The sequence below is a fragment of the Microbacterium sp. NPDC056569 genome (assembly GCF_042793475.1).
Taxonomy (GTDB): Bacteria; Actinomycetota; Actinomycetes; order Actinomycetales; family Microbacteriaceae; genus Microbacterium.
In genome coordinates this window covers 129,360-155,284 of record NZ_JBHTUV010000006.1, presented here as the reverse complement: position 1 = coordinate 155,284, position 25,925 = coordinate 129,360, and the positions used below count along the sequence as shown (strand labels likewise).

Here is a 25,925-nt window from a genome sequence, read left to right as displayed (position 1 = left end):
CATGGGTCAGCTCGAGGGCAAGACCGCGCTCGTCACGGGGGCGGCGCTCGGCATCGGCCTCGCCGTCGCCCAGCGCTTCGCCCGTGAGGGCGCACGGGTGATCCTCGCCGACCGCAACGGCGAGGGGGCGGCGGCCGCCGCCGCCGAGATCGGCGACAACGCCCGCGCGGTGACGATGGACATCTCGGACGAGGCCGCGGTCGCCGCGGCCTTCGCCGAGGTGGAGGCGGCGGGCTGGGCGCCCGACGTCGTCGTGGCCAACGCCGGCGTGCAGCTCTTCGGGCAGGACGCGCCAGCGGCAGACCTCGACCTCGATGTCTGGCGCCGCACGATCGACATCAACCTCACGGGCACGTTCCTGACGGTCAAGCACGCGCTGCGCTCCATGGTGCCGCGCGGCGGCGGGTCGATCATCCTCACCGGCAGCCCGACGGCGGTCAACGGCGAAGGCAAGGACTTCACCGCGTACAGCGCGTCGAAGGCCGGCATGCACGGCCTCGGCCGCACGGTCGCCGCGGCATACGCCGACAAGGGAATCCGTGTCAACACGGTGCAGCCGGCGTACACCGAGACGCCGCTGGTGGCCGCGATCAGCGAGGACCCCGCGTCGCGCGCCGCGATCATCAGCCGCATCCCGATCGGTCGTGCCGGCACCCCCGACGACGTCGCGGGGATCATGGTGTACCTCGCGAGCGACGACGGCGCCTTCGCCACGGGTGCGACCTTCCAGGTCGACGGCGGCATGACCTCGCTCTGACCCCGATCACCGACTGCTCGCCCGTCACGAACTGCCGCCACCCGTGGCACATCGTGACAGGTGAGCAACATCTCCGGACGAACACGAACTGCTCGCCCGTCACGAACTGCCGCCACCCGTGGCACACCGTGACAGGTGAAGCGAGGATGGGACGATGACGGACCTGTGGAACGGTGAGCCGGCGCGCGAGTGGCGGAGCGGCCCCTGGTCGCTCGAGCTGCGTGACGACGAGTTCGCCGACATCGCCTACGAGGGCCGCGTCGTGCTCCGTTCGGTGCGCGCGGTGATCCGCGACCGCAACTGGGACACCGCCGGCCTCGTGGTCGACCGCGTCGACTCGTCCGGGATCGCGCTGACCCTCCACGTGCACTCGACGGGCCTCGGCTCCGACCTCCACGGCGTCGTGCGCGCCGAAGTGCGCGGCGCCGGCCGGCTGCGGGTGCTCGCCGACCTCGAGTCCGCCTCCGACTTCGAGACGAACCGCACCGGGCTCGTCGTGCTCCACCCGCCGCAGCTCGCCGGATCCACGCTGCACGTCCGACACTCCGACGGCTCGGTGGTGCGCTCCCGGTTCCCCGCGGGCATCAGCCCCCACCAGCCGGCGTTCGACATCGCGGGCCTCGCGTGGACGCACGACGGCCTCGACGTCGACGTGCGCTTCACGGGCGACGTGTTCGAGATGGAGGACCAGCGCAATTGGACGGATGCCTCGTTCAAGACGTACAGCCGTCCCCTCGCGCTGCCCTTCCCTTACCCGCTCGCCACAGGTGAGCGCGTGGTCCAGTCGGTCGAGATCGGGGTGTCGGGAACGCCCGCCGCCGGCGTCGACGACCCGGTGACCCGCATCCGCCTCGCGGAGGGGCCGCCCCTCCCCGGGATCGCCGTGTCAGCGTCGACGGCGCCGGATCCGGCCCCCGCCGAGCGCCGGGACGCCGGGGGCGCGTGGCCCGCCGCGGTGCTCGTCGAGCTCGACCTCGCGAGCCGCAACTGGCGTGCCGCACTCGACAGGGCGGCAGCATCCGGATCTCCGCTCGATGTGAGGTTCGTGCTCGCCGATGACGATCCGACGGCCATCGACCACGCCGCGCCGGCGCTGCGCGACCTGCCGCTCGCGCGGGTCACCGCGTTCCCGCCGACCGGTCCGGCACGCCACGTCTCCGACCTCGACGCGATCGCCGCCCTGCGCCACGCTCTCACCGAGGCGGGGATCGACGCCGAGGTGGTCGGCGGTGCGCGCTCGCATTTCACCGAGCTCAACCGCGAGCACCACCGCCTCCCGCGCGGCCTCGACGGGATCGTGTTCAGCAGCACGCCGCTGTTCCACAGCCTCAGCACCGCCCAGCTGGTCGAGGCGGTCGGCATCCAGCGGGTCGCGGCGCGGCAGGCCGCGACCATGGCGGGCGGGCTGCCGGTGCACATCGGGCCGATCTCGCTGCGCCCGCATTTCAATGACGTGGCCACGACCCCGCCGCCGATGCCGGAGCACGACGACCTGCGCGTCGGCTACGGCTCGGCGCTCACCGACGCCGTCGACCCGCGCCAGGCCGCGCCCGAGCTCGCCGCGTGGACCGTCGCCAGCGCCGCCGCCTTCGCGGTTCCCGGCGTCGCGACCCTCGCCTACTTCGAGGAATGGGGCCCGCGCGGGGTGCGCACCGCGGACGGCGAGGCCCTGCCTGTCTTCGACGCCGTCGAGGCCCTCGCGGGCCTGGCGGGCGAGCCGGGGCTGCGGGGCGACTCCCCCGACGGACTCGTGTGGGCGATCGGCGCCCGCACCGCCGACGGCGACGTGGTGCTCGCCGCGAACCTCGACGACCGCGTCCGGACGGTCGAGGTCGAACTCCCCGGCGGCGGGTTCCGCCGCGCCGACGTCGCGCCCGGCACCTTCACGCGTCTCTGACGTCCGAAACCCTCCACGCGGCCGGCGCCGAGTCGGCCGAAGACGTCGATGCGCGCGCGGGGCGCGGCGTCGAGGGCCGACTCGACCTCCCCCTGCCGGCGCCGAGTCGGCCAGACCTGTCGCTACCGGCGGACGATCCGGCACATCGGGCCAACCCGGCCCGAGCGCTGTTCAGGCCTCGCGCCAGACGCGGACGCCCCAGGGGGCGAGCGTCACTTCGGCGCCCGCCGCGTGCGCCGTGTCGTCGACGACGGATGCTGCGCCCCGCGCCAGGACGACGGCCCGAGGCTCGGGGGACCAGTTGTGCACGACCCACACGCGCCCTCGCAGGCCGGTGAGGGAGTGCGCGGTGACGGAGCTCGGCCGCACCGAGAGGATCCCCTCGGGTGCCCCCGCCACACCGGTGATCACCTCGGCCACGGTGACGCGGTCGAGAAGCGTGCCGACCACGGTGATCGAGCCCGCGCCGACCTCGCGTCGCGTGACGGCGGCCCACCGGCCGAACAGCTCGTGCCGGTACCCCAGCACGACCTCGGCGCCGTCGGGCTCGAGCCCGTCGACCCAGCCGTGGGCGCTCCCGACGACCTCGCCGTCGCGCATGACGTCGACCGGCGCGGCCAGGGAGGCGGACTCCCGGTACCCCACGCCCGCCGCGGGGCCTGCGATCGCCGGGGCGAGCGCCGCGCGCATCCGCCCCTCGTCGTCGCCGTATCCCGTACGCGGACCCAGCACGAGCCGGCCGCCGAGACGCGCGTACTCGACGAGCGTCTCGAGCGTCGGATCGGATGCTGCGACCAGCCCCGCGACCACGAGCACCGGGTAGCGGCGGACGAGCTCGTCGGCCTCGGGCAGCTGACGCTCGTTGACATAGCCGACCTGCAGGCCGGCGTCGATCGCGGCGCGGCCGAACGCTCCGACGATCCGCGCGTACGACCCGCGGTCCCCCTCGGATCCGGCGGCAAGCGGCGGCTCGAAGGCCGTCATCCACTCGCTGTCGTGCGCGTACACGAGGCCGAGGTCGGCGTCGGGCTCAGCATCCGTCAGCCATTCCGCCGCCGCGGCGAACTGCCGGCCGATCGCGGCGATCTCGCCGTAGATGCGACCCGGTGACAGGTCGTGCGCGAGAACGCCGCCCCAGTTCACCTCGGCACCCGAGTGCAGCGTGTGCCAGTGCCAGTACGAGACGAGTCGCGCGCCGCGGGCGACGAGCAGCCAGGCCGCCTGGGCGAGCTGGCCGTCGTACGGCGGGCGGGTGAGCCAGGCGGGGCCGATCGACGCGGCGCCCGTCTCGGTGACGAGGAACGGCCCCTGCTTCGTCGCCCGCATGCGATCGGCCATGAGCACGAGCTGCGGCACGTCGTCGGCGTACCACTGGCCGCCGGCACCCTCGCGGTCGAGGTCGAGCGCGTCCTGCGCGAGGTAGTAGGCGTTGCCGCTCGCGATGTCGAGTTGCGCGCCGACCGCGACGTCGTCCATCGCGGGGCGCTGGTAGGCGATGCACGTGGTCAGGAAGGTGCCGTCGGCGACGAGCTCGCGGACGATGCCGGCCTGCCAGCCGATGAAGTCCGCCGTGAGCTCGGCCTGGAACCTCCGCCACGCGAGGTCGTACGCGGGCGTCGTGTTGCCCGCAGGCGCCCACAGCTCGTCCCAGTCGGCGATGCGGTGCGACCAGTACGTCAGGCCCCACGCGCGGTTGAGCGTCTCGACGTCGCCGTAGCGCTCAGCGACCCACTCGCGGAACCGCTCGACGACCTCGGCGTTGTGGATGAGGTGCAGCCCCGCCTCGTTGTCGAGCTGCACGCCGATCACGGCGGGGTGCCGGCCGTGGCGGCCGATGACCGCGCGGATCACGCGCTCGGCGTACCCGCGGAACACCTCCGACGTGTAGTCGGCCTCCTGGCGCCCGCCCCACGGCACCGATGAGCCGTCGCGGCGCACGACCGCGAGCTCGGGGTGGGCGCGCGCCAGCCACGGCGGCACGGCGTACGTCGGGGTGCCGAGGACGACCCCGATGCCGTGCCGGGCGGCGGCGTCGAGGATCGGCGTCATCCACTCGAGGTCGAACTCGCCGTCACGCGGCTCCCACGTCGACCACACCGACTCGCCGACGCGGATGCACGTGATCCCCGCCTCGGTCATCAGTCGCAGGTCGGTCTCGAGCCGGGTCGGATCGGGCAGGTACTCGTTGTAGTACGCCGTGCCGAGCCGCGGGCCGCCCCGCCAGGCCTTCAGGCGATCGACGGATGCTGCGTCCCGCGGCTTCGGGTGCGGCTCGGGTGCGCCCGGCTCCCGCTCGAGCCCCACGGGTCAGCCCTCGACGCGCGTGATGCGCAGCGCGAGCGCCTCGCCCTCGGGCAGCTCGACCGGCCCAGATGCGCGGTCGTAGGCGTCGTTGCGCTGCACGTCGTCGAGCGTGAAGACGCGGCCGACGGGGGTGACGGTCATGTTCCATGTGTCGATGACATCGACCTCGAACCGATCGCCCGGCTCCGGCCGTTCTCCGGGGAAGCCGATCGGCAGGCGGAACTCCCACGTCGCGGGGGCCGAGGCGCCGAGGTACTGCACGTAGAGGCGGCGCGGGATGCCGGCGACATGCGCCGGGTCGTCCCACTTGTCGATCGGGTCGAGGCCCGCCCCGTCGACCCGCTCGAGGATCCCGCGGAGGAACGCCAGCCGTGCGGGCGAGTCGCCGCGGAGCGGACCGCCCTCGACCATGTGGAGGCTCCCCGAGTCGGTCGCGAAGCTCTCGCCGTGCGACGCGTACGTGCCGGCGACCGTGGCGATCCAGAACTGGTGCACGAGCTGCTCGGCGTCCAGGTGACCCCAGCGGTCGGGGATGTCGCCCTCGTACTTGATCTCGTCGAGCACCACCGGCTTGCCGTAGACGTCACGGTAGAGGTTCGCGCGGCCGAAGTCCGTGGTGACCGAGCCGTTCTGGATCGAGGCGTGCGTGACCCAGGGCTGGTTGTTGTCGTACAGCTCGATCCAGTTGTGGATCGAGCGGAGGTGGTCGTACGGATCGATCTCGGCGAGGAGTGCGCCGGTGCGATCCCAGCGGTCGTCCGGTCGCTCGAGCTGGTCGAACTCGTTGCACAGCGACCACCACACGTGCGGGTGGGCCGCGAGCCGCGCGACGAGGTAGCGCAGGTAGATCGCGTCCTCCTCCTCCGTGAGCTCGTTCAGCCCGAACTGGCCGCGGTCGTACGCGTTGTAGATGAGCACGTCCGCCTGGATGCCGCGCTCCCCGAGCACCTCGACCGCGCGGTCGAGTCGCTGGAAGAACTCCGGCACGGGCTTGGTGACGTCCCACCTGCCGTCGGTCTTCTCGAACGGCATGAGCGTCGGGACGTGCTCGATGTACCCGCCGCCCTGCGGGAACACCATGAAGCGGAACTTGTTGAAGCCCGCCTCCGCGATCGCGTCGACCGTCGACGAGAACAGCGGTTCGTCCTGGTGCAGCCAGTTGTAGGCGGTCGCTCCGACCGGCCGGAACGGCGTGCCGTCGGCGTGCGCGAAGTGGAAGCGGTGCGCCACGCGCACCGGCCCGCGGTCCGTGCCGCGCGTCACCTCGAACATGCCCGACCTGCCCGAGAGCGCAGCATCCGTGCTCTCGCTCGTCCACGACCACTCCCCCTCGAGGTCCGGCGCGAACCGCGCGCGGTACGTGGTGCCGCCGTCCCAGAATCCGGGCACGACGCGTTCCGCGCCCGATCCCTCGTGACGCGCGCGGACCGTCAGCGGCGTCCGGTCGGCGGGGATCACGTCTGTGCCGGCGAACGCCAGCTCGACGGGGCGGTACAGCTCTGGCGACTGGGGAGCGCGATGCTCAGAGGACACGGGGATTCTCCTTCGATGTCGTGGCGGTGTGGGTCAGTGGGCGCGGCGCGAGCTCTCGCGCACGATCAGCTCGGGCTCGAACACGCGATGCACGCCGGCACCCGCCGCTCCCGCGGCGGAGCCCCGCTCGATCGCCTCGAACAGCAGGTCGACCGCGGCCGCGCCGAAGTCGTCGTGGCGCGCGCGCACGCTCGTGAGCGGGATGAGGGATGCCTCGGCGAACTCGTTGTCGTCATAGCCGACGAGCGCGACCTCGGCGGGCACCGAGACGCCGCCGGCCACGAGGGCCTGCAGCACGCCGAGCGCCAGCACGTCGTTGGCGGCGAACACGCCATCCGGGCGGTCCTCGGCGGGGCGGGCGGCCAGGGCTGCGCCGACCGCTCGCCCGACGGCGATCGACCGCTCGGCGACCTCGATCACCTCGGGAGCGTCGACGGATGCTGCCGCCGCGGCACTCCGCACGCCCTCGAGGCGGTCCGCCACCTGCTGCACGGGCAGCGGGCCGCCGACGAAGGCGAGGCGGCGGCATCCGTTCGCGATGAGGTGCTCGGCCGCCTGCCGTCCGCCCGAGACGTCGTCGATCGACACGGACGGCTGGAGCTCCTCGCACGCCCGCCGGCCCACGAGGACCGATGGCGTGCCGCGCTCGCGCATCGCCGCGAGTCTCGCCTCGATCGGCTGGAACGAGGACACCAGGATGCCGCGCACCTGGCGCTGCTCGAACGCCTCGAGGTAGGCGTCCTCGCGCTCGCGGTCTCCGTGCGAGTGTGCGAAGAACACGGTCATTCCGAGGCGCTCGGCGCGGTACTCGACCTCCTGCGCGATCTCGCTGAAGTGCGGGTTGCTGACGTCGGGCGAGAGGTAGCCGATGAGGCTGCTGACGCCGAGGCGCAGCTGGCGGCCGGCGCTCGACGGCACGAAGCCGAGCTCGTCGATCGCCTCGGCGATGCGCCCCGCCCGCTCGGCCGACACCCGGTCGGGGTGGTTGAGGTACGCCGAGACCGTGCCCACCGCGACGCCGGCGCGAGCGGCCACCTGACGGATGCCCGGGCGAGACATGTCAGCGCCAGTCGTGCTCGGCGGCGAAGCCGAGCCGGTCGCGGATCTTGCGGGTCGACATGAGCGACTCGAACTCGCCGAGGTCTTCGGCGACCGGGGTGCCCGGGAACCAGCGCTCGGCGACCTCGCGGGAGGGGTGCGCGTTGCCGGACTCGGGCGCGGCGACGTTGTACACCTCGAACCCGGGCTCTGCGGCTTCGAGCGCGAGGGCGACCGCGAGCGCCCCGTCGCGCGCGTCCACCCATGAGCCCACGAGGTCGCGGCGGTAGCCCGGCTCGGGGGCCCGCTCGAACGTCCCGTATTCGTCGGGCGCCACCACGTTGGTGAACCGCAGCGCGGTGATCGACGTCTCGGGGGCCCACCGCACCAGCTGCGCGGCGATCGCCTCCTCCGCGACCTTGCCGAGCCCGTACGTGTTGTTGGCGCTGGTGTAGGTCTCGTCGACCGGCAGCGTCGGCGGAGCCTCGTCGAACGGGAAGCCCATGGCCGTGATGCTCGAGGCCAGCACGATGGTGCGGATGCCGGCACGATGCGCGGCGAACAGCGCGTTGAACGAGACCGTGACGTTGTTCTGGAAGGTGGCGGCGTCCGGCACCAGTCCGTTCACCGGGATCGCCGCGAGGTGCACGAGCGCGTCGAGTCCGTCATGGCGCGCGGTGACCGAGAGGAACGCGTCGAGGGTCTGCCCGAAGTCGGCGAGGTCGACGCGTGTGAAGCCCGGGCCCGGCGTCCCTGCGAGATCGAACCCGATGACGTCGTGACCGTCGGCGCGCAGCCGCTCCACCGTGGCCCGCCCGAGCTTGCCTCCGCTGCCGGTGACGCCGATCCGCATGCCGTACCTCCCTGTACATTCGCTTCGATCGCCGCTTGAAACGTTTCGATCTCCGTGCGACACTCACTGTACACGCAAACACTGAAACGTTTCGAACTTGCTTCCCCTGCCACGATGCGCCGCCTTGCCGCGCACATCGTGACAGGCGAGCGGTGAGAAGAGAGGACACCGATGTCCGTCATCGTCGACGCACCCCGCATCGAACACCATCGCGACCCCCTCGGTATCGGGGAACGGATGCCGCGGCTCTCGTGGCGCGTCGCCTCGGCGCCGTCGGGCTGGCGTCAGACCTCGTACTCGGTCGAGCTCGACCGCGGCGGCGACGTCACGACCTACGTCGTCGACTCCCCCGAGCAGGTCCTCGTCCCGTGGCCCGCCGACCCGCTGGGCTCGCGCGAGATCGTCACGGTGCGCGTCGCGGTGCGGGGGCAGGACGGCGCGTGGTCCGCAGCATCCGTCCCCACGGTTCTCGAAGCGGGACTGCTCGAGCCCTCGGACTGGACCGCGCGGCCGGTCGGCGCCTTCCGCAACGAGAACCCGCACTCCGACGAGCGCCGGCCGTCGCTCGTGCGCCGCGGCTTCGACGTGGGCGACGGACTCGTGCGCGCCCGCCTCTATGCGACGGCGCACGGCGTGTACGAGGCCGAGCTCAACGGCGCGCGCGTCGGCGACGACACCCTCTCGCCCGGCTGGACCGTGTACGGCAAGCGTCTGCGGTATTACACCTACGACGTGACCGACCTCGTGACGCCGGGGGCGAACGCACTCGGCGCATGGCTCGGTGACGGATGGTACCGCGGCCGCCTCGGCTGGCGCGGCGGCTTCCGCAACGTCTACGGATACGACCAGTCGTTCCTCGGCCAGCTCGAGCTGACCTACGCCGACGGCACGCGCGAGGTCGTCGCGACCGACCCGTCCTGGACGTCCGCGCCGAGCCCGATCCTCCACAGCGGCCTCTACGACGGTGAGGACTACGACGCCCGCGAGGAGCTCCGGGGCTGGTCGACGGCCGACTTCGACGACTCCGCCTGGGATGGCGTGCAGGAACGGCATCGCGATCCCGCCACGCTCGTCGCGCCGACGGCTCCCCCCGTGCGCGCGACCCAGGAGCTGCGGCCCGTCGAGGTGCTCACCGGCCCGAGCGGCTCGCGCATCCTCGACTTCGGCCAGAACCTCGTCGGCCGCGTGCGCATCCGGGTATCCGGCGAGGCGGGCACGACCGTGACGCTGCGCACCGCCGAGGTCATGCAGGACGGGGAGATCTACACGCGGCCGCTGCGGGCCGCGCGGTCGACCGACAACTACACGCTCGCCGGCCGCGATGTCGAGGAGTGGGAGCCCCGCTTCACGTTCCACGGCTTCCGGTACGTCGAGGTGACCGGCTGGCCGGGCGACCTCGACGCCGACGCCGCCGCCGGCGCCCTGGTCGCGAAGGTCTACCACACCGACCTCGAGCGCACCGGGTGGTTCGAATCCTCCGACTCCGCGCTCAACCGCCTCCACGAGAACGTGGTGTGGGGCATGCGCGGCAACTTCGTCGACATCCCGACCGACTGCCCGCAGCGCGACGAGCGCATCGGCTGGACGGGCGACATCCAGGTCTTCGGCCCCACCGCCTCGACCCTGTTCGACGTGTCGGGCATGCTGTCGGGCTGGCTGCGCGACGTCGCACTCGAGCAGCTTCCCGACGGCACGGTGCCCTGGTACGTGCCGGTCATCCCGGCGGTCGACAAGTGGACGCCGCTGCGCCCCGGCGCCGCCTGGGGCGACGTCGCGACACTCCTGCCGTGGACGCTGTACGAGCGGTTCGGCGACCTCGGCGTGCTGCAGGCGCAGTTCGACAGTGCACGCCGGTGGGTCGACCTCCTCGAGCGCCTCTCGGGTCCCTCACGCCTCTGGGATTCCGGCTTCCAGCTGGGCGACTGGCTCGACCCGGCCGCCCCGCCGGACGACCCCGCCGACGCCCTCACCGACCGCTACCTCGTGGCGACCGCGTACTTCGCGAAGTCGGCGCGCACGGTGGCGCGCATGGCCGAGGTGCTCGGGCTCGCCGATGAGCACGCGCACTACGACGCGCTCGCCGACGAGGTGGTCGCGGCGTTCGAGGCGGCGTACGTGAACGACGACGGCACGATGACCAGCGACGCGCAGACGGCGTACGCGCTCGGCCTGCAGTTCGATCTCATCACCGATCCCGAGCGACGGGATGCTGCGGCCACCCGCCTCGCCGACCTCGTGCACGCGGCGGGCAACCGCATCGCGACGGGCTTCGTCGGCACGCCGCTCGTCTCCGACGCGCTGAGCTCGGGCGGCCAGGTGCCGGCCGCCTACGACCTGCTGCTCGAGCGCGAGTGCCCGTCGTGGCTCTACCAGGTCGAGCAGGGCGCGACCACGGTATGGGAGCGCTGGGACTCGCTGCTGCCGGACGGAACGGTCAACCCGGGCCAGATGACGTCGTTCAACCACTACGCGCTCGGAGCCGTCGCCGACTGGATGCATCGCGTCATCGGCGGGCTCGCGCCCGATGCCCCGGGGTACCGGAGGATCCGGTTCGCGCCGCGTCCCGGCGGCGGGCTCACGTCGGCGTCGGCGCGCCAGCGCACGGCGTACGGCGAGGCGGCGATCTCGTGGCGCATCGAGGACGGGCAGCTGCACATCGAGCTGACGGTGCCCGTGGGCGCGGAGGCCGTGCTCGACCTCGAGGGCGTCGACGCCGAGACGCTCACCCACGGCACGCACACCCGTGCGGTACCCGTGCCTGCGGGGGTCTCGGTTCCGGCCTGACCCGCCGTAGCCAGATCGCCGAGTCGCCAAGACACGCCGAACGGCCGCGCTCGCGACCGGCGTGTCTTGGCGACCTGCGCGTGGGTGTGCGTGTGCTCTCGCTGAGGACGAGCTGAACGCTTCTCGATACGGATGCTGCGGGCCGCAGCATCCGAAATCCCCGGTCCCTGTGTGAATCCGCGTGCCTCGGCACTGGCGTAATGCGCGGAGAGTGAATATCCTTTCGTTAGCGAATCCGAATACACCCCTTCGGATCGCCACGATCGGAGACACCGTGCCCCTGACGCCCTACACCCGGCCCGCGGACGGACAGGTGCGCCTGCTCACGAAGGTCGCCCGCATGTACCACGAGCGCGGCGTCCGCCAGGCCGACATCGCGGCCGCGCTCAATATCTCACAGGCGAAGGTCTCGCGTCTGCTCAAGCGCGCGGAATCCGTGGGCATCGTGCGCACGATCGTCACGGTCGCCCCGGGCGTGTACGCCGAGCTCGAGGAGCAGCTCGAGGAGAAGTACGGCCTCGCCGAGGCCGTCATCGTCGACGTCGACCCGGAGGCCGACGAGGGCGAGCTGCTCGCCTCGCTCGGAGCGGGGGCCGCCGCGTACCTCGAGGCGACCCTCTCGGGCGCCGACCGCATCGGCGTCTCATCGTGGAGCCAGACGATCCTCGCGATGGTCGACCGCATGCGCCCGTTCACCGTGCGCGGCGCGACCGAGGTCGTGCAGCTGCTCGGCGGCGTCGGCGCCCCCGAGGCCCAGAGCCACTCGAACCGCCTGCTCGGCGAGCTGGCGCGCACGCTGGGCGCGGAGCCCGTGTACGTGCAGGCTCCGGGCGTCGTCGGCGATCCGGCGATCCGTGACAGCCTGCTGCAGGACCCCTCGATGCAGGAGGTCGCGCGCCACTGGAACGAGCTCACGATGGCGATCATGGGCATCGGCAGCATCGAGCCGTCCGACGCCCTCGCCGCCAGCGGCAACGCGTTCGCGGCCGAGGAGCGCCAGGCGCTGCTGGACCAGGGCGCCGTCGGCGACATCTGCCACCGCATCTTCCGCGCCGACGGTTCGCTCGTGCGCGGCGCCCTCGACGACCGGATCATCGCGATCACCGTCGAGAACCTCCGGCGCATCCCTCGCCGCGTCGGCATCGCCGGCGGCGAGCGCAAGCTCGAGGCGATCCACGGCGCCCTGGCCGGCGACTGGGTCACGGCGCTCGTGACCGACCTGCGCTCGGCCGAGGCCCTCGCGGAGCGCTGACCGCGGCGACCAGTCGTTGAGCGAGCGGGACGAAACGCCTCGAACGCGGCGGAGACGTCGGTGGGGACGGTCAGCGGGCGGAGAGGGACTCCGCGAGGCGCTCGACGCCGAGGCGCGGGCTCGTGAGCACCGGCACGTCGACGGACACGGCGTCGGCGGCCGACGCCATCGACGCCTGAGCCAGCACGATCACGTCGGCCTCGGCGGCGCCGCGCTCGATGGCGGCGGCGACGAGACGGTCATGAGTCGGGCGGTCGCCGCCCGCGACGGCCGCGAACGCGCCCTCGATGACCTCGCTCGTGAACTCCGGCTCGACGCCGGCGAGGGCCGCGCGCTCCCGGAGCAGCCCCAGGGTGGGGCGGCACGTCGTCGGCAGGGTCGCGAGAACGCGGATGCGGCGACCGCTCTGGACCGCAGCATCCGCCATCGCCTCATCCACGCGGAGGACGGGCACGCCCGCCGCCGCAGCGGCGGGTGCGGCGAGCTCGGAGATCGACGAGCACGTGAACATCACGGCATCCGCTCCCCCTGCCGCGGCGGCGCGCACGAGGTCGTCGATGCGCTCGGGCACCGAGCCCGCCCGCGCCTCATCGCCGAGGTCGGCGACGATCCGGTCGTCGAGATAGTTCACGACGGTCGCGCCCGGGAGGAACTCCGCCGCCAGCGCGCCGAACGGGGCGATGTTGACGGCTCCGGTGTGGAGGAACGCGATGCGCGGTGCGGGCGATGTCACAGGACCAGCCTCTCAGCTTCTCAGCCCTTGAGGGCGCCGCCGGACATGCCGGCCATGATCTTCTTGTTGAGCGTCAGGAACAGGATCAGCAGCACCACGATGTTGATGCTCACGGCCGCGAACAGCGGGCCGTACTGCGTCGACCCGTACTCGTCGCTGAGGCTCAACAGGCCCACCTGGATCGTCGCCAGCTCGGGGCGCGTCGTGAACGTCAGCGCGATGAGCAGGTCGTTCCACACGCTGAAGAACTGCACGAGACCGATGGTGAGGATGGCATTCTTCATCATCGGGATGCCGATCACGAAGAACGAGCGCAGCGGGCCCGAGCCGTCGACGGTCGCGGCCTCGAAGATCTCGCGAGGCACCGACCGGAAGTAGGTCGCCATGAGGAAGGTCGTCAGCGGCAGTCCCATCACGGTGTACGTGATGATGAGCGGCCACAGCGTGTCGGTGATCCCGATGCGGAAGTAGGTGATGAACAGCGGGACGAGGATCATCTGACCGGGCACCATGATGCCCGCGAGGATGTAGAGGAGGACCCCGTTGCGGCCCTTCCAGATCATCACCTCGAGCGCATAGCCGGCGGCGACGCCGATGAAGACGATGAAGACGACGGATGGGATCGTGACGAGCACGCTGTTGAGCCAGTTGCGCGCCACGTTGCCGTTGGTGAGGGCGGTGACGTAGTTGTCGAAGTTCCACGTCTCGGGCAGCGACAGCGCGGGGTTCGAGAGGAACTCGGACTGCGTCTTGAACGAGCCCAGCACCATCCAGACCTGCGGGTAGAGCACCACGACCATCAGGACGGCGACGAGGATCCACACCGGCAGGCGCCGGAGCGCCTTCACGAAGGTGCGGCGAGCGCGGCCCGGGCCGGGCTTGCGGACCGTCGGGGTTGCGACGGTGTAGGCCGGCGTATCAGTGTGCGTCAGAGTCATGTCAGACCTCCGCCTTGCGACGCGACGATCGGAAGATCGCGAGGGTGAACACCAGGCAGAGCGCGGTGAGGAGGACGGCGATCGTCGAGCCGTACCCGTACTCGGCGTACTCGAACGCGGTGCGGTACATGTACAGGGTCATCGGCGCGGTGGACGTTCCGGGTCCGCCGCCGTTGAGCGCGAGCAGGCTGTCGAAGACCTTGAGCGTCGCGTTGAGGCTGAAGATGATCGATGACAGGAGGATGGGAAGCGAGAGGGGCACCACGATGTGGCGCACGAGCTTGAGGCCGTTCGCGCCGTCGAGGCGTGCGGACTCGATCACCTCTTCGGGGATGTCGAGCAGCCCCGCGTAGAGAAGGACGGCGTAGAAGCCCATCGAGCTCCACAGCGTCATGAGGATCGCCAGGGTCATGGTGCCGACCGTGGAGGCGAGCACCTCGACGCTCTCGCCGCCGAAGAAGTTGATGATGTCGTTGACCGGTCCCTGGTTGTCGCCGACGGCGACGAAGCTGCGGAACAGCAGCGCCACGGCGACGGTCGGGAGCACGGTCGGGAAGAACACGAACGTCCGCACGAGCGTCGAGCCCTTGCGCAGGACGAAGACGTAGAGGAGGGCGAGGCCGTAGCCCAGGGCGACCTGGCCGATCGTGGCGACGATCGCGAAGAACACGCTGACCCACATCGACTGGAGCGCGTTCGGGTCGGTGAAGAAGGTGGCGAAGTTCTGCAGACCCACCCAGTCGAACCCGCGGAGCGAGTTGCCCTCGAAGAACGAGAGGCCGAGGGACCAGCCGACCGGCACCACCTTCAGCAGGGTGTACAGCACCAGGGCCGGTGCCAGCAGGATGAAGATCGTCTTCCGATCTCCGAAGATCGAGTTCATCTGCGAACTGCTTTCTCTCTCGAAGAGCCGGCTCCCCGGGCGTGGGCCCGGGGAGCCGGTACGGGGTCTCAGCCGTTGGCGTCGATGCTCGCCTGGAGCTGGGTCATGTACTCCTCGGCGGTCATCTGACCGGTCGTCAGCAGCGTGGCGTTCGTCGAGGCGAGCGAGTTGCTCTTCGAGTCCATGAGGGCCTCGAACCACAGTACGGTCTCGTTGATGCCCGCGATGCGCTCCTGGATCTCCGCGGTGTTCTCCGAGATGTCGGTCACGTCGCCGTTGACCTTGAAGCCCGAGATCACGCCGGCGTCCTGCAGCGCCTGCTGGCCGTAGTTCTCGGCGATGCAGCTCACCCAGTCGACGACCTTCGGGCCGAACTGCTCCGCGTTGATGATCATCGGGGCGCCGGCGTTGGCGGCGTACTGGTCGATCGAGCCCTTGCCGCCGTCGACCTCGGGGAACGGCATGAAGCCGACGTTCTCGCCGCCGATCTGGTTGCGCTCCGGGTCGTTGATGGCGCTGAGCAGCCACGAGCCGTCGTAGGTCATCGCGGCCTGGCCGGTGAGGAACATGTTCGACGACGTGTCGCCGTCACGCGTCGAGAAGCCCTCGCCGAAGTAGCCGGCCTCGGCGAAGTCGGCGAGCGCCTGCGCGCCCTCGACGTACTCCGGGTCGGTCAGCTTCGCGTCGCCGTCGCGCACCGCGGCCATGGCCTCGGGGCCGACGTTGCGGAAGATGTACATGCCCATGATGCGCGTCAGCGGCCAGCCGTTGGCGCCGGCCTCGGTCATCGGGACGACGCCCGCGTCGGCCAGCGTGTCGGCCGCGTCGACGAGCTCGTCCCAGGTCTGCGGCTCCTCGATGCCGTTGTCGGCGAGGATCTCCTTGTTGTAGAAGATGCCTTCGATGTTGTACTGGTACGGCATCGAGAACATGCCGCCGTAGACCTGCTCGACGGTGGAGGCGGCGGCGGGCAGCACGTTGTCCCACGTGCCGGCGCCTTCGAGCGCGGCCTTGAGGTCGCCGACCAGGCCGGCGGCGTTGAGGTCGCCATCGGGCCGGATGAGAGCGGTGCCCGCGATGGTGTGGGTGGGCAGCGCGCCCTGGCTGGCGAGCAGCGTCACCTTCTGCACGGTGTCGGCCTGTGCCACCTTCTGGTGCTCGAGCGGCAGTGCCTCGTTCTCGGCCTTGCACGCGCCCTCCGAGAGGGCGGTGAGCTGCTCCTCGAGCACCGGGTTCTCGTTCGCCGTCATGACGGTGAAGGTTTCGGGGTCGGTGCCGCCGGCACCGGCGCCACCCTCCGACGATCCGGTGTCGGGGCTGTCGCTGCCGGCGCAGGCGGCCAGCGGAAGCACCGCGGCCAGTGCGATCCCCAGCGCCGCGATGCGGCGGCGGTTGCTGCGTGTGTTCATAGCGTCCTCCTTGACGACGACCATGCGGGTGAAAGGTACGACCACGACAGTAGGCACGATTTCGACGTGTGTCAACAGTCAGTACTGAAATTCTATTCACTTTGAGACGATTCAGGGGTTAGACTGCATTTCCATGCAGCGTTGCGAGAACTTTCAGCGCTGTCTAGTCTGACCCCGCAACAGACCCGGCTTGCCGCAAGACGACGACGAGCACGAGACTGAACGCCACTCGGAAGGAACAGCATGACCGCCACGACCGCGACGCGGGCTCACGCCCGGCTGCGACCCCTCGGCGCCGACAGCGCGCGATGGGCGAGCGGCTTCTGGGGAGACGTCCACGATCGGACGCGCGACGTCACCATCCCCCAGATCTGGTCCTCCCTGAGCGACCCCGCCATCAGCGCCGGGCTCACGAACTTCCGCATCGCCGCCGGCCTCGAGGAGGGCGCGCACGCCGGACCGCCCTTCATGGACGGCGACTTCTACAAGTGGTTCGAGGCGGCCGTCGCGCGCCTCGAGACCGATCCCGACCCCGAGCTGGCCGCGCGCATCGAGGAGATCGCACGGCTCATCGCGTCGGTGCAGCGCGAGGACGGCTACCTCCACACGCCGACCATCATCTCGACGCGCAATCACGAGGACGCGATCGCCCTCGCCGACCGTTTCAACTTCGAGACGTACAACCTCGGGCACCTCATCACGGCCGGCGTCCGCCACTACGAGGTGACCGGGTCGAGCACGCTGCTGGACGCCGCACGCAAGGCGGCGGGCTTCCTCGAGGACCTCGCGACGACCAAGCCTCTGGAGCTCGCCCGCAGCGCCATCTGCCCGTCGCACTACATGGCGGTGATCGACCTCTACCGCGCGACCGGCGACGAGCAGTACCTGCGCCTGTCGGAGGCGTTCATCCGCGTCCGCGACGACTTCGCAGGCGGCGACGACAACCAGGACCGCGTGCCCGTGCGCGAGCAGACTGTCGTCGCCGGCCACGCGGTGCGCGCCAACTACCTGTACGCCGGCCTCGCCGATCTCGTCACCGAGACCGGTGACGCGCAGCTCGAGGCGGTTCTCGAGCACCTGTGGCGCGACGTCGTCGACACCAAGCTCTACATCACCGGCGGCGCCGGCGCGCTCTACGACGGCGCCTCCCCCGACGGCTCGCCGTGGCAGCACCAGATCAGCCGCGTGCATCAGGCGTACGGCCGCGCGTACCAGCTGCCCCACACGACCGCGCACAACGAGTCGTGCGCGAACATCGGCCTGATCCTGTGGGGCGAGCGCATGCTGGCGCTCACGGGCGACGCGGCCTACGCCGACGTCATCGAGCAGGTGGCCTTCAACAGCCTCCTCTCGAGCATCAGCCTCGCGGGCTCGGAGTATTTCTACACGAACGCGCTGCGCCAGGTGCGGGACCTCCCCTACCCGCTCCGGCGCCCGGGCGACACGGCCATCCACCCGGTGCCGTCGCCGCCGCCGTCGGACGAGCGCCTCCGCGAGCCCTACCTCAGCTGCTTCTGCTGCCCGCCGAACATCGCCCGCACGCTCGCGCGGTTCCACGAGCGCGTCGCGTCGCTGGGCGACGAGGGCCTGTTCGTCCACCTGTACGGCGGCAGCACGCTCGACGTGACGACCGACGACGGGCGCCGCCTCGCCCTGCGCGAGGACGGCGACTACCCCTGGAGCGAGCAGATCACGTTCACCGTGACGGATGCTGCCGCCGGGGGTCTCCCGCTCCACCTCCGCGTTCCCGGCTGGTCGTCGGGCGCGACGCTCACGGTCAACGGGTCCGAGGTGCCCGTGAGCGAGCCCGGCACGTACACCCGCATCGAGCGCGAGTGGCAGGAGGGCGACGTCGTCGCGCTGACGCTCCCGATGCCGGTGCGGGTGCTCCGCGCCCACCGCCTCGCCGAGGAGGCGACCAACCAGGTCGCCGTCCGCCGCGGGCCGGTCGTCTACTGCGTCGAGAGCGCCGACCTTCCTGAGGGGGCCGTGCTCGAGCAGGTCGCGCTGCGGCGCGGCACGACGTTCAGGCCCGTCGAGGCCGAGGTCGCGGGGCACCGCGTGATCGCACTCGACGCCGAGGCGGTCGTCCTTCCCGGCGCCGACGAGGACGCACTGTACGACGACCTGGCCGACACCGCGCTCGAGACCGCGCCTGTGCGATTGGTCCCCTACTTCGCGTGGGGCAACCGCGGTGCCGGCGAGATGTCGGTCTGGCTCCCGCTGGTGTGGTGACGCGCATGTCCTCCTCACTTCTCACGACCCCGCACGTCGTCGCGACGTACATCATCGAGACCTCCCTGCCGCTGCGGCAGGCCGCTGAGGTGCTCGCCGGAGAGCAGTCCACCGGCACCTTCGTCCGCGTCGAGCGCGAGTCCGACGACCTGCGCGCGCGCTTCGCCGCCCAGGTGGAGTCGATCGACGAGCTGCCGCTCACGGGCGCCTCGCCGCTGCCCGGCGCGGTCGGCGATCCGGCGCTCCGGCGGCGCGCGCGGCTGCGGCTGCGCTTCCCGCTCGACAACTTCGGCCCGTCCCTCCCGAACCTGCTCGCCGCCGTGGCGGGCAACCTCTTCGAGATCAAGGAGCTCGCGGCGATCCGCCTGGTCGACCTCGAGCTGCCGCCGGCGTTCGCCGAGCGCTACCCCGGTCCCGCGTTCGGGGTGGAGGGCACGCGCCGGCTCGTGGGCCGGCCCGAGGGCGCCATGATCGGCACGATCGTCAAGCCCAGCATCGGCCTGTCCCCGCAAGACCTCGCCGAGGTCGTCTCACAGCTCGCCGAGTCGGGCATCGACTTCATCAAGGACGACGAGCTGCAGGGCAACGGACCGACCGCGCCGCTCGCCGAGCGGGTCGCCGCGGTCATGCCGGTGCTCGAGCGCTACGCCGACCGCACCGGTCGCAAGCCCATGTACGCGTTCAACATCACCGACGACATCGGGCAGCTCGAGGCGAACCACGACCTCGTCGTGGCCGCCGGTGGCACGTGCGTGATGGCGTGCATCAATCTCATCGGCCTGCCGGGCCTCGAGTTCCTCCGCCGCCACAGCAGCGTGCCGATCCACGGCCACCGTGCGATGTTCGGCTCATTCGGGCGCTCGGAGCAGGTCGGGATAGGGTTCCGTGCGTGGCAGAAGCTCGCGCGGCTCGCCGGCGCCGATCACCTGCACACGAACGGCATCAGCAACAAGTTCTACGAGACGGACGCCCAGGTGCTCGACTCCATCGCCGCGGTGCGTGAACCGCTGCTGGGGCTGACGCCCACGGTGCCCGTGCTGTCGTCGGGTCAGTGGGGCGGGCTCGCGCACGCCACCTACGCCGCGGTCGGCACGACCGACCTCCTCGTGCTCGCCGGTGGCGGCATCCACGGTCATCCCGACGGTGCGGCGGCCGGAGTGGCGAGCATGCGCGACGCATGGGCGTCGGCGGCACGCGGCGAGAGCATCGACGAGGCGTACGAGAGCTCGTCGGCCCTCCGCCGGGCGGCAGAGCTTTTCGGGCCGGTCCGTGCGTAGGGACGGCGCCGTCGTCTTCTACGGCGACGACTTCACCGGAAGCGTCGATGCGCTCCTGCAGTTCGCGCGGCGCGGCTGGACGGGGCGGCTCTTCACGGGACTCCCGGATGCTGCGGTCCTGGGCCGCGCCGCGGACGAGGTGGACGTGGTCGGCGTGGCCGGCATCTCGCGTTCGCTCTCGCCCGACGAGATGGACGCCGAGCTGCGGCCGGTGTTCGCGGCTTTCTCGGCGCTCGAGCCGGCGATCGTGCAGTACAAGGCGTGCTCGACCGCGGATTCGGCGCCCCACGTGGGGAGCCTCGGCCACGTCATCGAGCTCGCGCGGGAGGCGTTCGGCGAGCGCCCCGTTCCGATGCTCTTCGCCCAGCCCGACTTCGGGCGCTACACGATGTTCGGCCAGCATTTCGCGGCCGAGCAGGGCACGGTGTACCGCCTCGATCGGCAGCCGACCATGTCGCACCACCCCTCGACCCCGATGACCGAGGCCGACCTCGCGGTGCACCTCGGCCGCCAGACCGACCTGCCGATCGGCGCGATTCCGCTTGTGGCGTACGACGACCTCGAGCCGCTGCTGCGTGGCGCCCCCGAGGCCGCGCTGGTGCTCGACGCCCTCACCGACGAGCACCTCGTCAGCATCGGCGCGGCGGTCACGGCTCTCCCCGCTCCGGTGTTCGCCATCGGCTCGGGCGGCCTCTCCCACGGCATCGCCGCGGCGAACCCGCGCAGCGGCCCCGCCATCCCGGTGTCGACGCCGTCGACGGGTCCTGTCCTCGTGGTCTCGGGCAGCCGCTCGGCGCAGACGCGCCGGCAGGCGGATGCCGCCGCCGGCGCGGGCTGGCTGGTGCGGCCGCTTCCGCTCGACGATGCCGGGGTCGCCGCCGCTCTGCCGGACCTCCTCGCCGCCCTGGGCTCGGGACGCGGCGTCGTGCTCACGTCGGACGACGCCGACGCCGACGCCGACGCGACCTCGGCCGGGGGCCGCCCCGTGCTCGAGGCGATCGCGGAGGCGGCAGCATCCGTCATCTCCACCGTCGCCCGCGACGCAGCGGCACGCCGCGTGATCGTGTGCGGGGGCGACACCTCCAGCCGTGTCACGCGCCTGCTCGGCGTCGAGTCGCTCTCGATCGCCGCGAACCCGTGGGACAACGTCGTGCTGCTGCGGGCGCACGCCGCCGACCCCGCCATCGACGGCCTGGAGCTGCTGCTCAAGGGCGGTCAGGTGGGTGCCGACACGCTGTTCACCGACGTCGCCGCGCTCGGCTGACGGTAGGTTGGGTCGCCGTGCCCCGCTTCTCGGTCGTCCCCTCGTCGTACGTCTATCTCCGCCGCGGCGGGGCGGTGCTGCTGCAGCTGCGCCAGAACACCGGCTACATGGACGGATGCTGGGCCGCCGGCGCCGCCGGACACGTCGAGCTCGGCGAGACCGCGGCGGACGCCGCGATCCGCGAGGTCCGCGAAGAGCTCGGGCTGACGCTCGCGCCCACCGCGCTGACACCGGTCGCGGTCATGCAGCGCACGGACGGCACCGACGACCCGATCGAGCAGCGCGTCGACTGGTTCTTCGTATGCGACGAGTGGGAGGGCGAGCCCGAGATCCTCGAGCCCCGCAAGTGCGCCGAGCTCGCCTGGTTCGACCTCGACGCGCTCCCCGACCGCATGCCGCAGTACGAGCGCGAGGCGCTCGTCGCGCTGCGCGCCGGCGCCGCCGCGACCCTCCTGGCTCACGGCTTCTGACGGCCCGCGGCGGGCCGGGAACGGTTCAGCCGGCGACGGCGTCCGCAGCGATCTGAACGAGCCGATGGTCGCGGGTCTCTTCGTGCGCCGTGATCGTGACGACGGCATCGCGCTCGCCGGCGACGTAGACGTACTGGCCGTAGAGTCCGTCGAGTCGCCAGCCGTCACGAGGCCCTGCCCACGCGGCAATGCCGTAGCGCGCTGAGTCCCCGTCCCATCCCGTGACGACCCACTCCGCGTGCATGGCATCGATCCACGGGGCGCTCACGATGCGCCGCCCCTTCCATTCCCCGCGGTCGCGGAGCACGCGACCGATCCGGGCGAGCTCCTCGGTGCGCAGCTCGAGCCCACTGCCGCCGACGATCCATCCTTGCGGACACCGATGCCACTGCGGGTTGTGGATGTCGAGCGGCTCGAACAGCCGAGGAAGGAGCCAGTCGCGCACATCGCCGACCCTGGCGCCCAGCATCCGCATCGCGACGTACGTGCTCGCATCGGAGTACTGGTACACCTCGCCGGCGCCACGGGTGGGGCGGCGCAGCATCTCCTGCGCGAGATCCGGCCAGGGCGCGGCCTGGCTGCCGAACCACGCGAAGTCGATCCCACTCGTCATGGTGAGGAGGTGCCGCAAGGTGACGGACTCGCCGCCGTCGCCGAGCCGCATCTCCGGCAACGCCTCGGCCACGGTGGTATCGAGCGAGAGCAGCCCCTCATCGACGGCGATGCCCGCCGCGAGCGCGCTCATGCCCTTCGACACGGAGTAGAGGTTCACGCGATCATCGCTGCGCCAGCGATGCTGAGCCTCGTCCTCGGCGACGAGCACGTGGACCCCGTAGGCGCCGAGCTTCTCGTCGTCGATGGCGGTGACGATCCGGTCGAGGACGGAAGCGGCAGAGAACACCCCTCTGAGGCTAGCGACGCGACCCGACACCGAGACATCCGCCCCCCGGAGCGGCGACTGCCGAGAACACCATTGAACTTCCGGCTCACACGGGATCAAGCGCGCGCTGTGACGGCGTCGTGCGGGGCGGCGGGGGTTCCCGGGCCGTGCGAACCGGATATTCAATACCCTCCCGCGTACATCCGAGCGGACCGACGGGAGCCGGCGACGGGCAGTGCGGCGGAGGGCGGAGCGGTCAGCGCGCCTCGAGCCGGAGGCTCCACGTCGTGCGCTCGCGCGGGATGCGGTACTGCTCCGGAAGGGCAGGACCGACGGATGCTGAGCCCACACCCTGCTGCGCGTGATCGAGGTTGAGCCAGACCCGACCCGAGTCGACGAGCTCGTGCGGCTTGGCCGCACGATCGAGGTCGTGCGAGCTCCAGCGGCGGGCGGTGAAGTCGAACTCGGGACGACCGTCGACGCGGAGCGACGGGATGCCTGCGCCGGCGACCTCCAGCCACCGTGTCTGCACGTGGTTGCCGTTCTCCTGGGGCACGGGGTACGGCACCTGGAGGTCGTCGATCGAGGCGGCGAAGCGCCCGACTCGCGAGGCCTCGAACGAGTCGACGTAGGTCTCGCCCGGGCCGCGGCCGAACCACGTGACCCGCTCGGCGGCTCCGGGAAGCCCGAACAGCAGCCCGAGGCGCGGAACGAGGATGTCGCGATGCATATAGGGCGTGTCGGACCACGGCCCGACGAAGTCGGCGTCGACCTCGAGCACGACGCCGTCGCCGTCCGGCGTCCACGTCATCGTCCACGCCACACCGTGCGGGTGGGTGCGCGGGGCCGTGCGGCCGCTGACCCGCAGCCGCCCGTCGCCCGCGTCGACCTCGTCGATGCGATGCAGCAGCCGATGCAGCATCGTCTTGCGCCATACTCCGGCGATGTTGTTCGTCTCACCCTGGCCGTGGTCGTTCTCGGTGGGCGCGCGATACAGGTCGAGCACCGGGCCGTCGAGCTCGAGATCGCCGAGCCGCACCAGGCGGCCGGTCGCCGCATCGAAAACCCCGGGGCCGAGGGCGATCTCCGCCTGCGAGCGCGGGAAACCGTCGCCTCGCGAGGAAACCGCGCGCGGCGTGGTGTCTCGATCGGACTGAGGTTTCTCGGCAGCGGCGGGTGGGACCACCCGCTGCCCCCACGCGACCACGTGCCCCGCCGGCGCCCAGACCTCGTCTGCGGCGAGCGCCGCCTCTACCGTGAGCACGGTGTCGCGGGTGCCCGACGCGAGCGCGGTGGCGGCAGCATCCGGAATCGGCACCTCGGCCGACTCGCCCGGCGCGAGCACGGGAACGGACAGCGCGCCGCTCACGGCGATCTCGCCGTCGGCCTCGACCGACCACCGGAACGCGAGGTCGGCTGTGTCGGCGCTGTGGCGGTCGCTCGCGATGCGCACCGTGTCGCGGCCCACCGTGATCCCGATCGTCTCGTGCGCCTTCGTGAGCTCGAGGAGACCGGGGTCGGCGTGCGGTCGCTGAACACGAGTCCGTGGAGACCGAAGCGCCCGCCGCGCGGCTCGTAGTCGACGTCGTCGCCGTGCATGACGAACGGCACCCCGTCCTCCGTGACGGCGTTCAAGCCATGGTCGATCCACTCCCACACGAACGCGCCGCAGAGGCGGTCGTGCGCGCGGATGATGCGCCAGTAGTCCTGCAGCGATCCGGGTCCGTTGCCTTGCGCGTGGGCGTATTCGACGAGCAGGAATGGGAGGCCGCGGCGACGCTCCTCGTCGGCCTCGGCGACACCTTCCGGCAGCGGCGCGGCGCCGCCGGATTCGGCGAACACCATGCCGTGCATGCTGAGCCGGCCGCCGCGCGGCTCTTCGTGCCGGCCGATCTGCTCGAGCAGTTCGAGCGACGGGTACATGAGCGAGTAGAAGTCGGAGTCGCGGTAGCTGGGATCGCGCTCGTAGAGCACGGCGCGCGACGGATCGCGCTCATCGAGCCAGCGGCGCATCTCGGCGAAGCCGTCGCCGGTCATGCTCTCGTTCGCGAGCGACCAGACCACGATGCTCGGGTGGTTCTTGTGCGGCTCGACCGTGCGGAGCAGGCGGTCCATGATCGCGTCGCGCCACTCGGGCAGCGCCGGCGGGTTGTGCGCCCACCCCTCGTAGATGAAGCCGTGCGTCTCGAGGTCGGCCTCGACGATCACCCACAGGCCGTACTCGTCGCACAGGCGCAGGAACTCCGGATGCGGCGGGTAGTGGCTGGTGCGCACGGCATCGATGTTCGCGCGCTTCATCATCACGACGTCCTTGACCATCGTGGCGCGGTCGAGCGTGCGCCCGGTGTCGGGGTGATGCTCGTGGCGGTTGACGCCGCGGAAGGTGACGGGCCGCCCGTTCACCGTGAGCACGCCGTCGACGATCTCCACGCGCCGGAAGCCGACCGCGAGCTCGATGGTCTCGCCGCTCGAGCGCAGCGTGCCGCGGTACAGGCGGGGCCGCTCCGCGCTCCACGGCTCGACGGCGACGGTCACCGTCTCACCGGCCGGCGTACGGATGCCGAGTTCCGGGATCTCGACGATCGCCGGGGTCGAGGCATCCACCCGCAGCGTGCCCCGCCCGGTCGCAGCGTCGTAATCGGCGTGCACGAAGTGGTCGTCGATCGCGCCGGCGGGTCGCGCGAGCAGCTCGACGTCCCGGAAGATGCCGGGCAGCCACCACATGTCCTGGTCCTCGAGGTACGTGCCCGCCGACCAGCGGTGCACGCGCACGCACAGGACGTTGCGGCCCGCCCGGACCGGCGCGTCGAACTCGAAAGGGAGGCGGCTGCCCATCGACCAGCCGAGCTCCTCGCCGTTGAGCCACACCATCGCGCACGAGTCGACGGCCTGGAAGCGCAGCACCGCCGGCCCGAAGTCGTCGGGGACATCGAACACGAGCCGGTAGTCGCCCGTCGGGTTCTCGGTCGGGATGCGGGGCGGGTCGAGCGGGATCGGGTATGCCGTGTTCGTGTAGAGCGGCCCCTCCTCGGTGCCCACCATGCGGCGCGCCTGGCCACCCCCGAGCGGCGTGAACTCCTCGAGCACCCAGTGCGACGGCACGGGCATGGCGTCCCAGCCGGAGTCGTCGAAGTCGTCGGTGGTCCAGCCCGGCCCCGTGCCCGCGGCCGTCGGCGAGAGGCGGAAGCGCCACACCCGGTTGAGACTCAGGGCCGGGGCGTCGCCGACGGCGTCGGCCCGCGGCATCCGTCGTCCCGCCCCCGGCGCGGTGCTCTCCCAGTACGGCGAGCTGCCGGCGACGAGGATGTCGAGCTCGGTGGAGATGACGGTGGAGGATCCGCTAGTCTGCATGTCCATAGGAGCTTGCATATCCATTCTCTCTTGAATGTGATTGCAGTCTAGCTCAGCAAGGAGTTCC

At 71.5% G+C, this 25,925-nt stretch carries 19 protein-coding genes; 8 read left to right on the top strand and 11 right to left on the bottom strand.

Going from position 1 to position 25,925, the window contains the following annotated elements; all coding sequences use genetic code 11:
- The first annotated feature begins 1 nt into the window (after position 1).
- Together ACFQ7C_RS09160 and ACFQ7C_RS09155 are read left to right on the top strand one after the other, a co-directional pair.
- Positions 2-757, top strand: coding sequence for an SDR family NAD(P)-dependent oxidoreductase (locus tag ACFQ7C_RS09160; RefSeq protein WP_378899385.1), 756 nt, complete (start codon positions 2-4; stop codon positions 755-757).
- A 154-nt stretch (positions 758-911) separates the two neighbouring features.
- Positions 912-2,654 carry a hypothetical protein gene (locus ACFQ7C_RS09155; RefSeq protein ID WP_378899382.1) on the top strand — a complete coding sequence of 581 codons (1,743 nt, stop codon included), beginning with the start codon at positions 912-914 and terminating at the stop codon, positions 2,652-2,654.
- A 171-nt stretch (positions 2,655-2,825) separates the two neighbouring features.
- Here the strand turns inward: ACFQ7C_RS09155 and ACFQ7C_RS09150 are convergent, their stop codons facing one another.
- From ACFQ7C_RS09150 to ACFQ7C_RS09135, 4 genes are read right to left on the bottom strand one after another with little or no spacing between them, the layout of a single operon-like run.
- On the bottom strand, positions 2,826-4,958 hold the full coding sequence (locus ACFQ7C_RS09150) for a beta-galactosidase (RefSeq protein WP_378899379.1): 2,133 nt from the start codon (positions 4,956-4,958) through the stop codon (positions 2,826-2,828).
- A gap of 3 nt (positions 4,959-4,961) precedes the next feature.
- Positions 4,962-6,491, bottom strand: coding sequence for a DUF4038 domain-containing protein (locus ACFQ7C_RS09145; RefSeq protein WP_378899376.1), 1,530 nt, complete (start codon positions 6,489-6,491; stop codon positions 4,962-4,964).
- A gap of 33 nt (positions 6,492-6,524) precedes the next feature.
- Positions 6,525-7,550 (bottom strand): LacI family DNA-binding transcriptional regulator, encoded by a 1,026-nt coding sequence (locus ACFQ7C_RS09140; RefSeq protein WP_378899373.1) that lies wholly within the window; start codon positions 7,548-7,550, stop codon positions 6,525-6,527.
- A gap of 1 nt (position 7,551) precedes the next feature.
- The gene (locus ACFQ7C_RS09135; protein WP_378899370.1) at positions 7,552-8,382 is read right to left on the bottom strand and encodes an NAD-dependent epimerase/dehydratase family protein; all 831 of its coding nucleotides are present in this window, start codon (positions 8,380-8,382) and stop codon (positions 7,552-7,554) included.
- 171 nt (positions 8,383-8,553) lie between these two features.
- Between ACFQ7C_RS09135 and ACFQ7C_RS09130 the strand changes: the two genes are divergently transcribed.
- A complete protein-coding gene (locus tag ACFQ7C_RS09130; RefSeq protein ID WP_378899367.1) occupies positions 8,554-11,166 on the top strand; it encodes a family 78 glycoside hydrolase catalytic domain in 2,613 nt (870 codons plus the stop codon).
- A gap of 274 nt (positions 11,167-11,440) precedes the next feature.
- A complete protein-coding gene (locus tag ACFQ7C_RS09125; RefSeq protein WP_378899364.1) occupies positions 11,441-12,418 on the top strand; it encodes a sugar-binding transcriptional regulator in 978 nt (325 codons plus the stop codon).
- A 70-nt stretch (positions 12,419-12,488) separates the two neighbouring features.
- Here ACFQ7C_RS09125 and ACFQ7C_RS09120 read toward each other — a convergent pair whose 3' ends face one another.
- From ACFQ7C_RS09120 to ACFQ7C_RS09105, 4 genes are all read right to left on the bottom strand, one after another.
- Positions 12,489-13,151 (bottom strand): aspartate/glutamate racemase family protein, encoded by a 663-nt coding sequence (locus ACFQ7C_RS09120; protein ID WP_378899361.1) that lies wholly within the window; start codon positions 13,149-13,151, stop codon positions 12,489-12,491.
- 20 nt (positions 13,152-13,171) lie between these two features.
- Positions 13,172-14,089: a carbohydrate ABC transporter permease gene (locus ACFQ7C_RS09115; RefSeq protein WP_378899358.1), complete on the bottom strand. Its 918-nt coding sequence runs from the start codon at positions 14,087-14,089 to the stop codon at positions 13,172-13,174.
- A 1-nt stretch (position 14,090) separates the two neighbouring features.
- Positions 14,091-14,972, bottom strand: coding sequence for a carbohydrate ABC transporter permease (locus ACFQ7C_RS09110; RefSeq protein WP_378899355.1), 882 nt, complete (start codon positions 14,970-14,972; stop codon positions 14,091-14,093).
- Between the two features lie 68 nt (positions 14,973-15,040).
- Entirely contained in the window at positions 15,041-16,381 is a 1,341-nt protein-coding gene (locus tag ACFQ7C_RS09105; RefSeq protein WP_378899352.1) for an ABC transporter substrate-binding protein, read from the bottom strand.
- 243 nt (positions 16,382-16,624) lie between these two features.
- Between ACFQ7C_RS09105 and ACFQ7C_RS09100 the strand changes: the two genes are divergently transcribed.
- Genes ACFQ7C_RS09100 through ACFQ7C_RS09085 form a run of 4 tightly spaced genes read left to right on the top strand, consistent with a single transcriptional unit; the run spans position 16,625 to position 21,627 of the window.
- A complete protein-coding gene (locus tag ACFQ7C_RS09100) occupies positions 16,625-18,616 on the top strand; it encodes a glycoside hydrolase family 127 protein (protein ID WP_378899348.1) in 1,992 nt (663 codons plus the stop codon).
- Positions 18,617-18,621: 5 nt separating this feature from the next.
- On the top strand, positions 18,622-19,893 hold the full coding sequence (locus ACFQ7C_RS09095; protein ID WP_378899345.1) for a RuBisCO large subunit C-terminal-like domain-containing protein: 1,272 nt from the start codon (positions 18,622-18,624) through the stop codon (positions 19,891-19,893).
- Positions 19,886-21,157, top strand: coding sequence for a four-carbon acid sugar kinase family protein (locus ACFQ7C_RS09090; RefSeq protein ID WP_378899342.1), 1,272 nt, complete (start codon positions 19,886-19,888; stop codon positions 21,155-21,157). Before ACFQ7C_RS09095 ends, ACFQ7C_RS09090 begins: the two co-directional genes overlap by 8 nt.
- A 17-nt stretch (positions 21,158-21,174) precedes the next feature.
- Positions 21,175-21,627, top strand: coding sequence for an NUDIX domain-containing protein (locus ACFQ7C_RS09085; protein WP_378899340.1), 453 nt, complete (start codon positions 21,175-21,177; stop codon positions 21,625-21,627).
- Positions 21,628-21,652: 25 nt separating this feature from the next.
- Here the strand turns inward: ACFQ7C_RS09085 and ACFQ7C_RS09080 are convergent, their stop codons facing one another.
- From ACFQ7C_RS09080 to ACFQ7C_RS09070, 3 genes are all read right to left on the bottom strand, one after another.
- A complete protein-coding gene (locus tag ACFQ7C_RS09080) occupies positions 21,653-22,528 on the bottom strand; it encodes a serine hydrolase domain-containing protein (RefSeq protein ID WP_378899338.1) in 876 nt (291 codons plus the stop codon).
- Positions 22,529-22,763: 235 nt separating this feature from the next.
- Entirely contained in the window at positions 22,764-23,975 is a 1,212-nt protein-coding gene (locus tag ACFQ7C_RS09075) for a beta-galactosidase domain 4-containing protein (protein ID WP_378899336.1), read from the bottom strand.
- On the bottom strand, positions 23,873-25,864 hold the full coding sequence (locus tag ACFQ7C_RS09070) for a glycoside hydrolase family 2 TIM barrel-domain containing protein (RefSeq protein ID WP_378899334.1): 1,992 nt from the start codon (positions 25,862-25,864) through the stop codon (positions 23,873-23,875). The genes ACFQ7C_RS09075 and ACFQ7C_RS09070 overlap by 103 nt, the downstream gene beginning before the upstream one ends.
- Positions 25,865-25,925 lie beyond the last annotated feature (61 nt).

Coding starts and splice junctions, on each gene's coding strand:
- ACFQ7C_RS09155 (WP_378899382.1), top strand. CDS start 912: ATGACGGACCTGTGGAACGGTGAGCCGGCGCGCGAGTGGCGGAGCGGC.
- ACFQ7C_RS09115 (WP_378899358.1), bottom strand. CDS start 14,089: ATGACTCTGACGCACACTGATACGCCGGCCTACACCGTCGCAACCCCG.
- ACFQ7C_RS09140 (WP_378899373.1), bottom strand. CDS start 7,550: ATGTCTCGCCCGGGCATCCGTCAGGTGGCCGCTCGCGCCGGCGTCGCG.
- ACFQ7C_RS09095 (WP_378899345.1), top strand. CDS start 18,622: ATGTCCTCCTCACTTCTCACGACCCCGCACGTCGTCGCGACGTACATC.
- ACFQ7C_RS09105 (WP_378899352.1), bottom strand. CDS start 16,381: ATGAACACACGCAGCAACCGCCGCCGCATCGCGGCGCTGGGGATCGCA.
- ACFQ7C_RS09135 (WP_378899370.1), bottom strand. CDS start 8,382: ATGCGGATCGGCGTCACCGGCAGCGGAGGCAAGCTCGGGCGGGCCACG.
- ACFQ7C_RS09100 (WP_378899348.1), top strand. CDS start 16,625: ATGACCGCCACGACCGCGACGCGGGCTCACGCCCGGCTGCGACCCCTC.
- ACFQ7C_RS09130 (WP_378899367.1), top strand. CDS start 8,554: ATGTCCGTCATCGTCGACGCACCCCGCATCGAACACCATCGCGACCCC.
- ACFQ7C_RS09110 (WP_378899355.1), bottom strand. CDS start 14,972: ATGAACTCGATCTTCGGAGATCGGAAGACGATCTTCATCCTGCTGGCA.
- ACFQ7C_RS09070 (WP_378899334.1), bottom strand. CDS start 25,864: ATGGACATGCAGACTAGCGGATCCTCCACCGTCATCTCCACCGAGCTC.
- ACFQ7C_RS09160 (WP_378899385.1), top strand. CDS start 2: ATGGGTCAGCTCGAGGGCAAGACCGCGCTCGTCACGGGGGCGGCGCTC.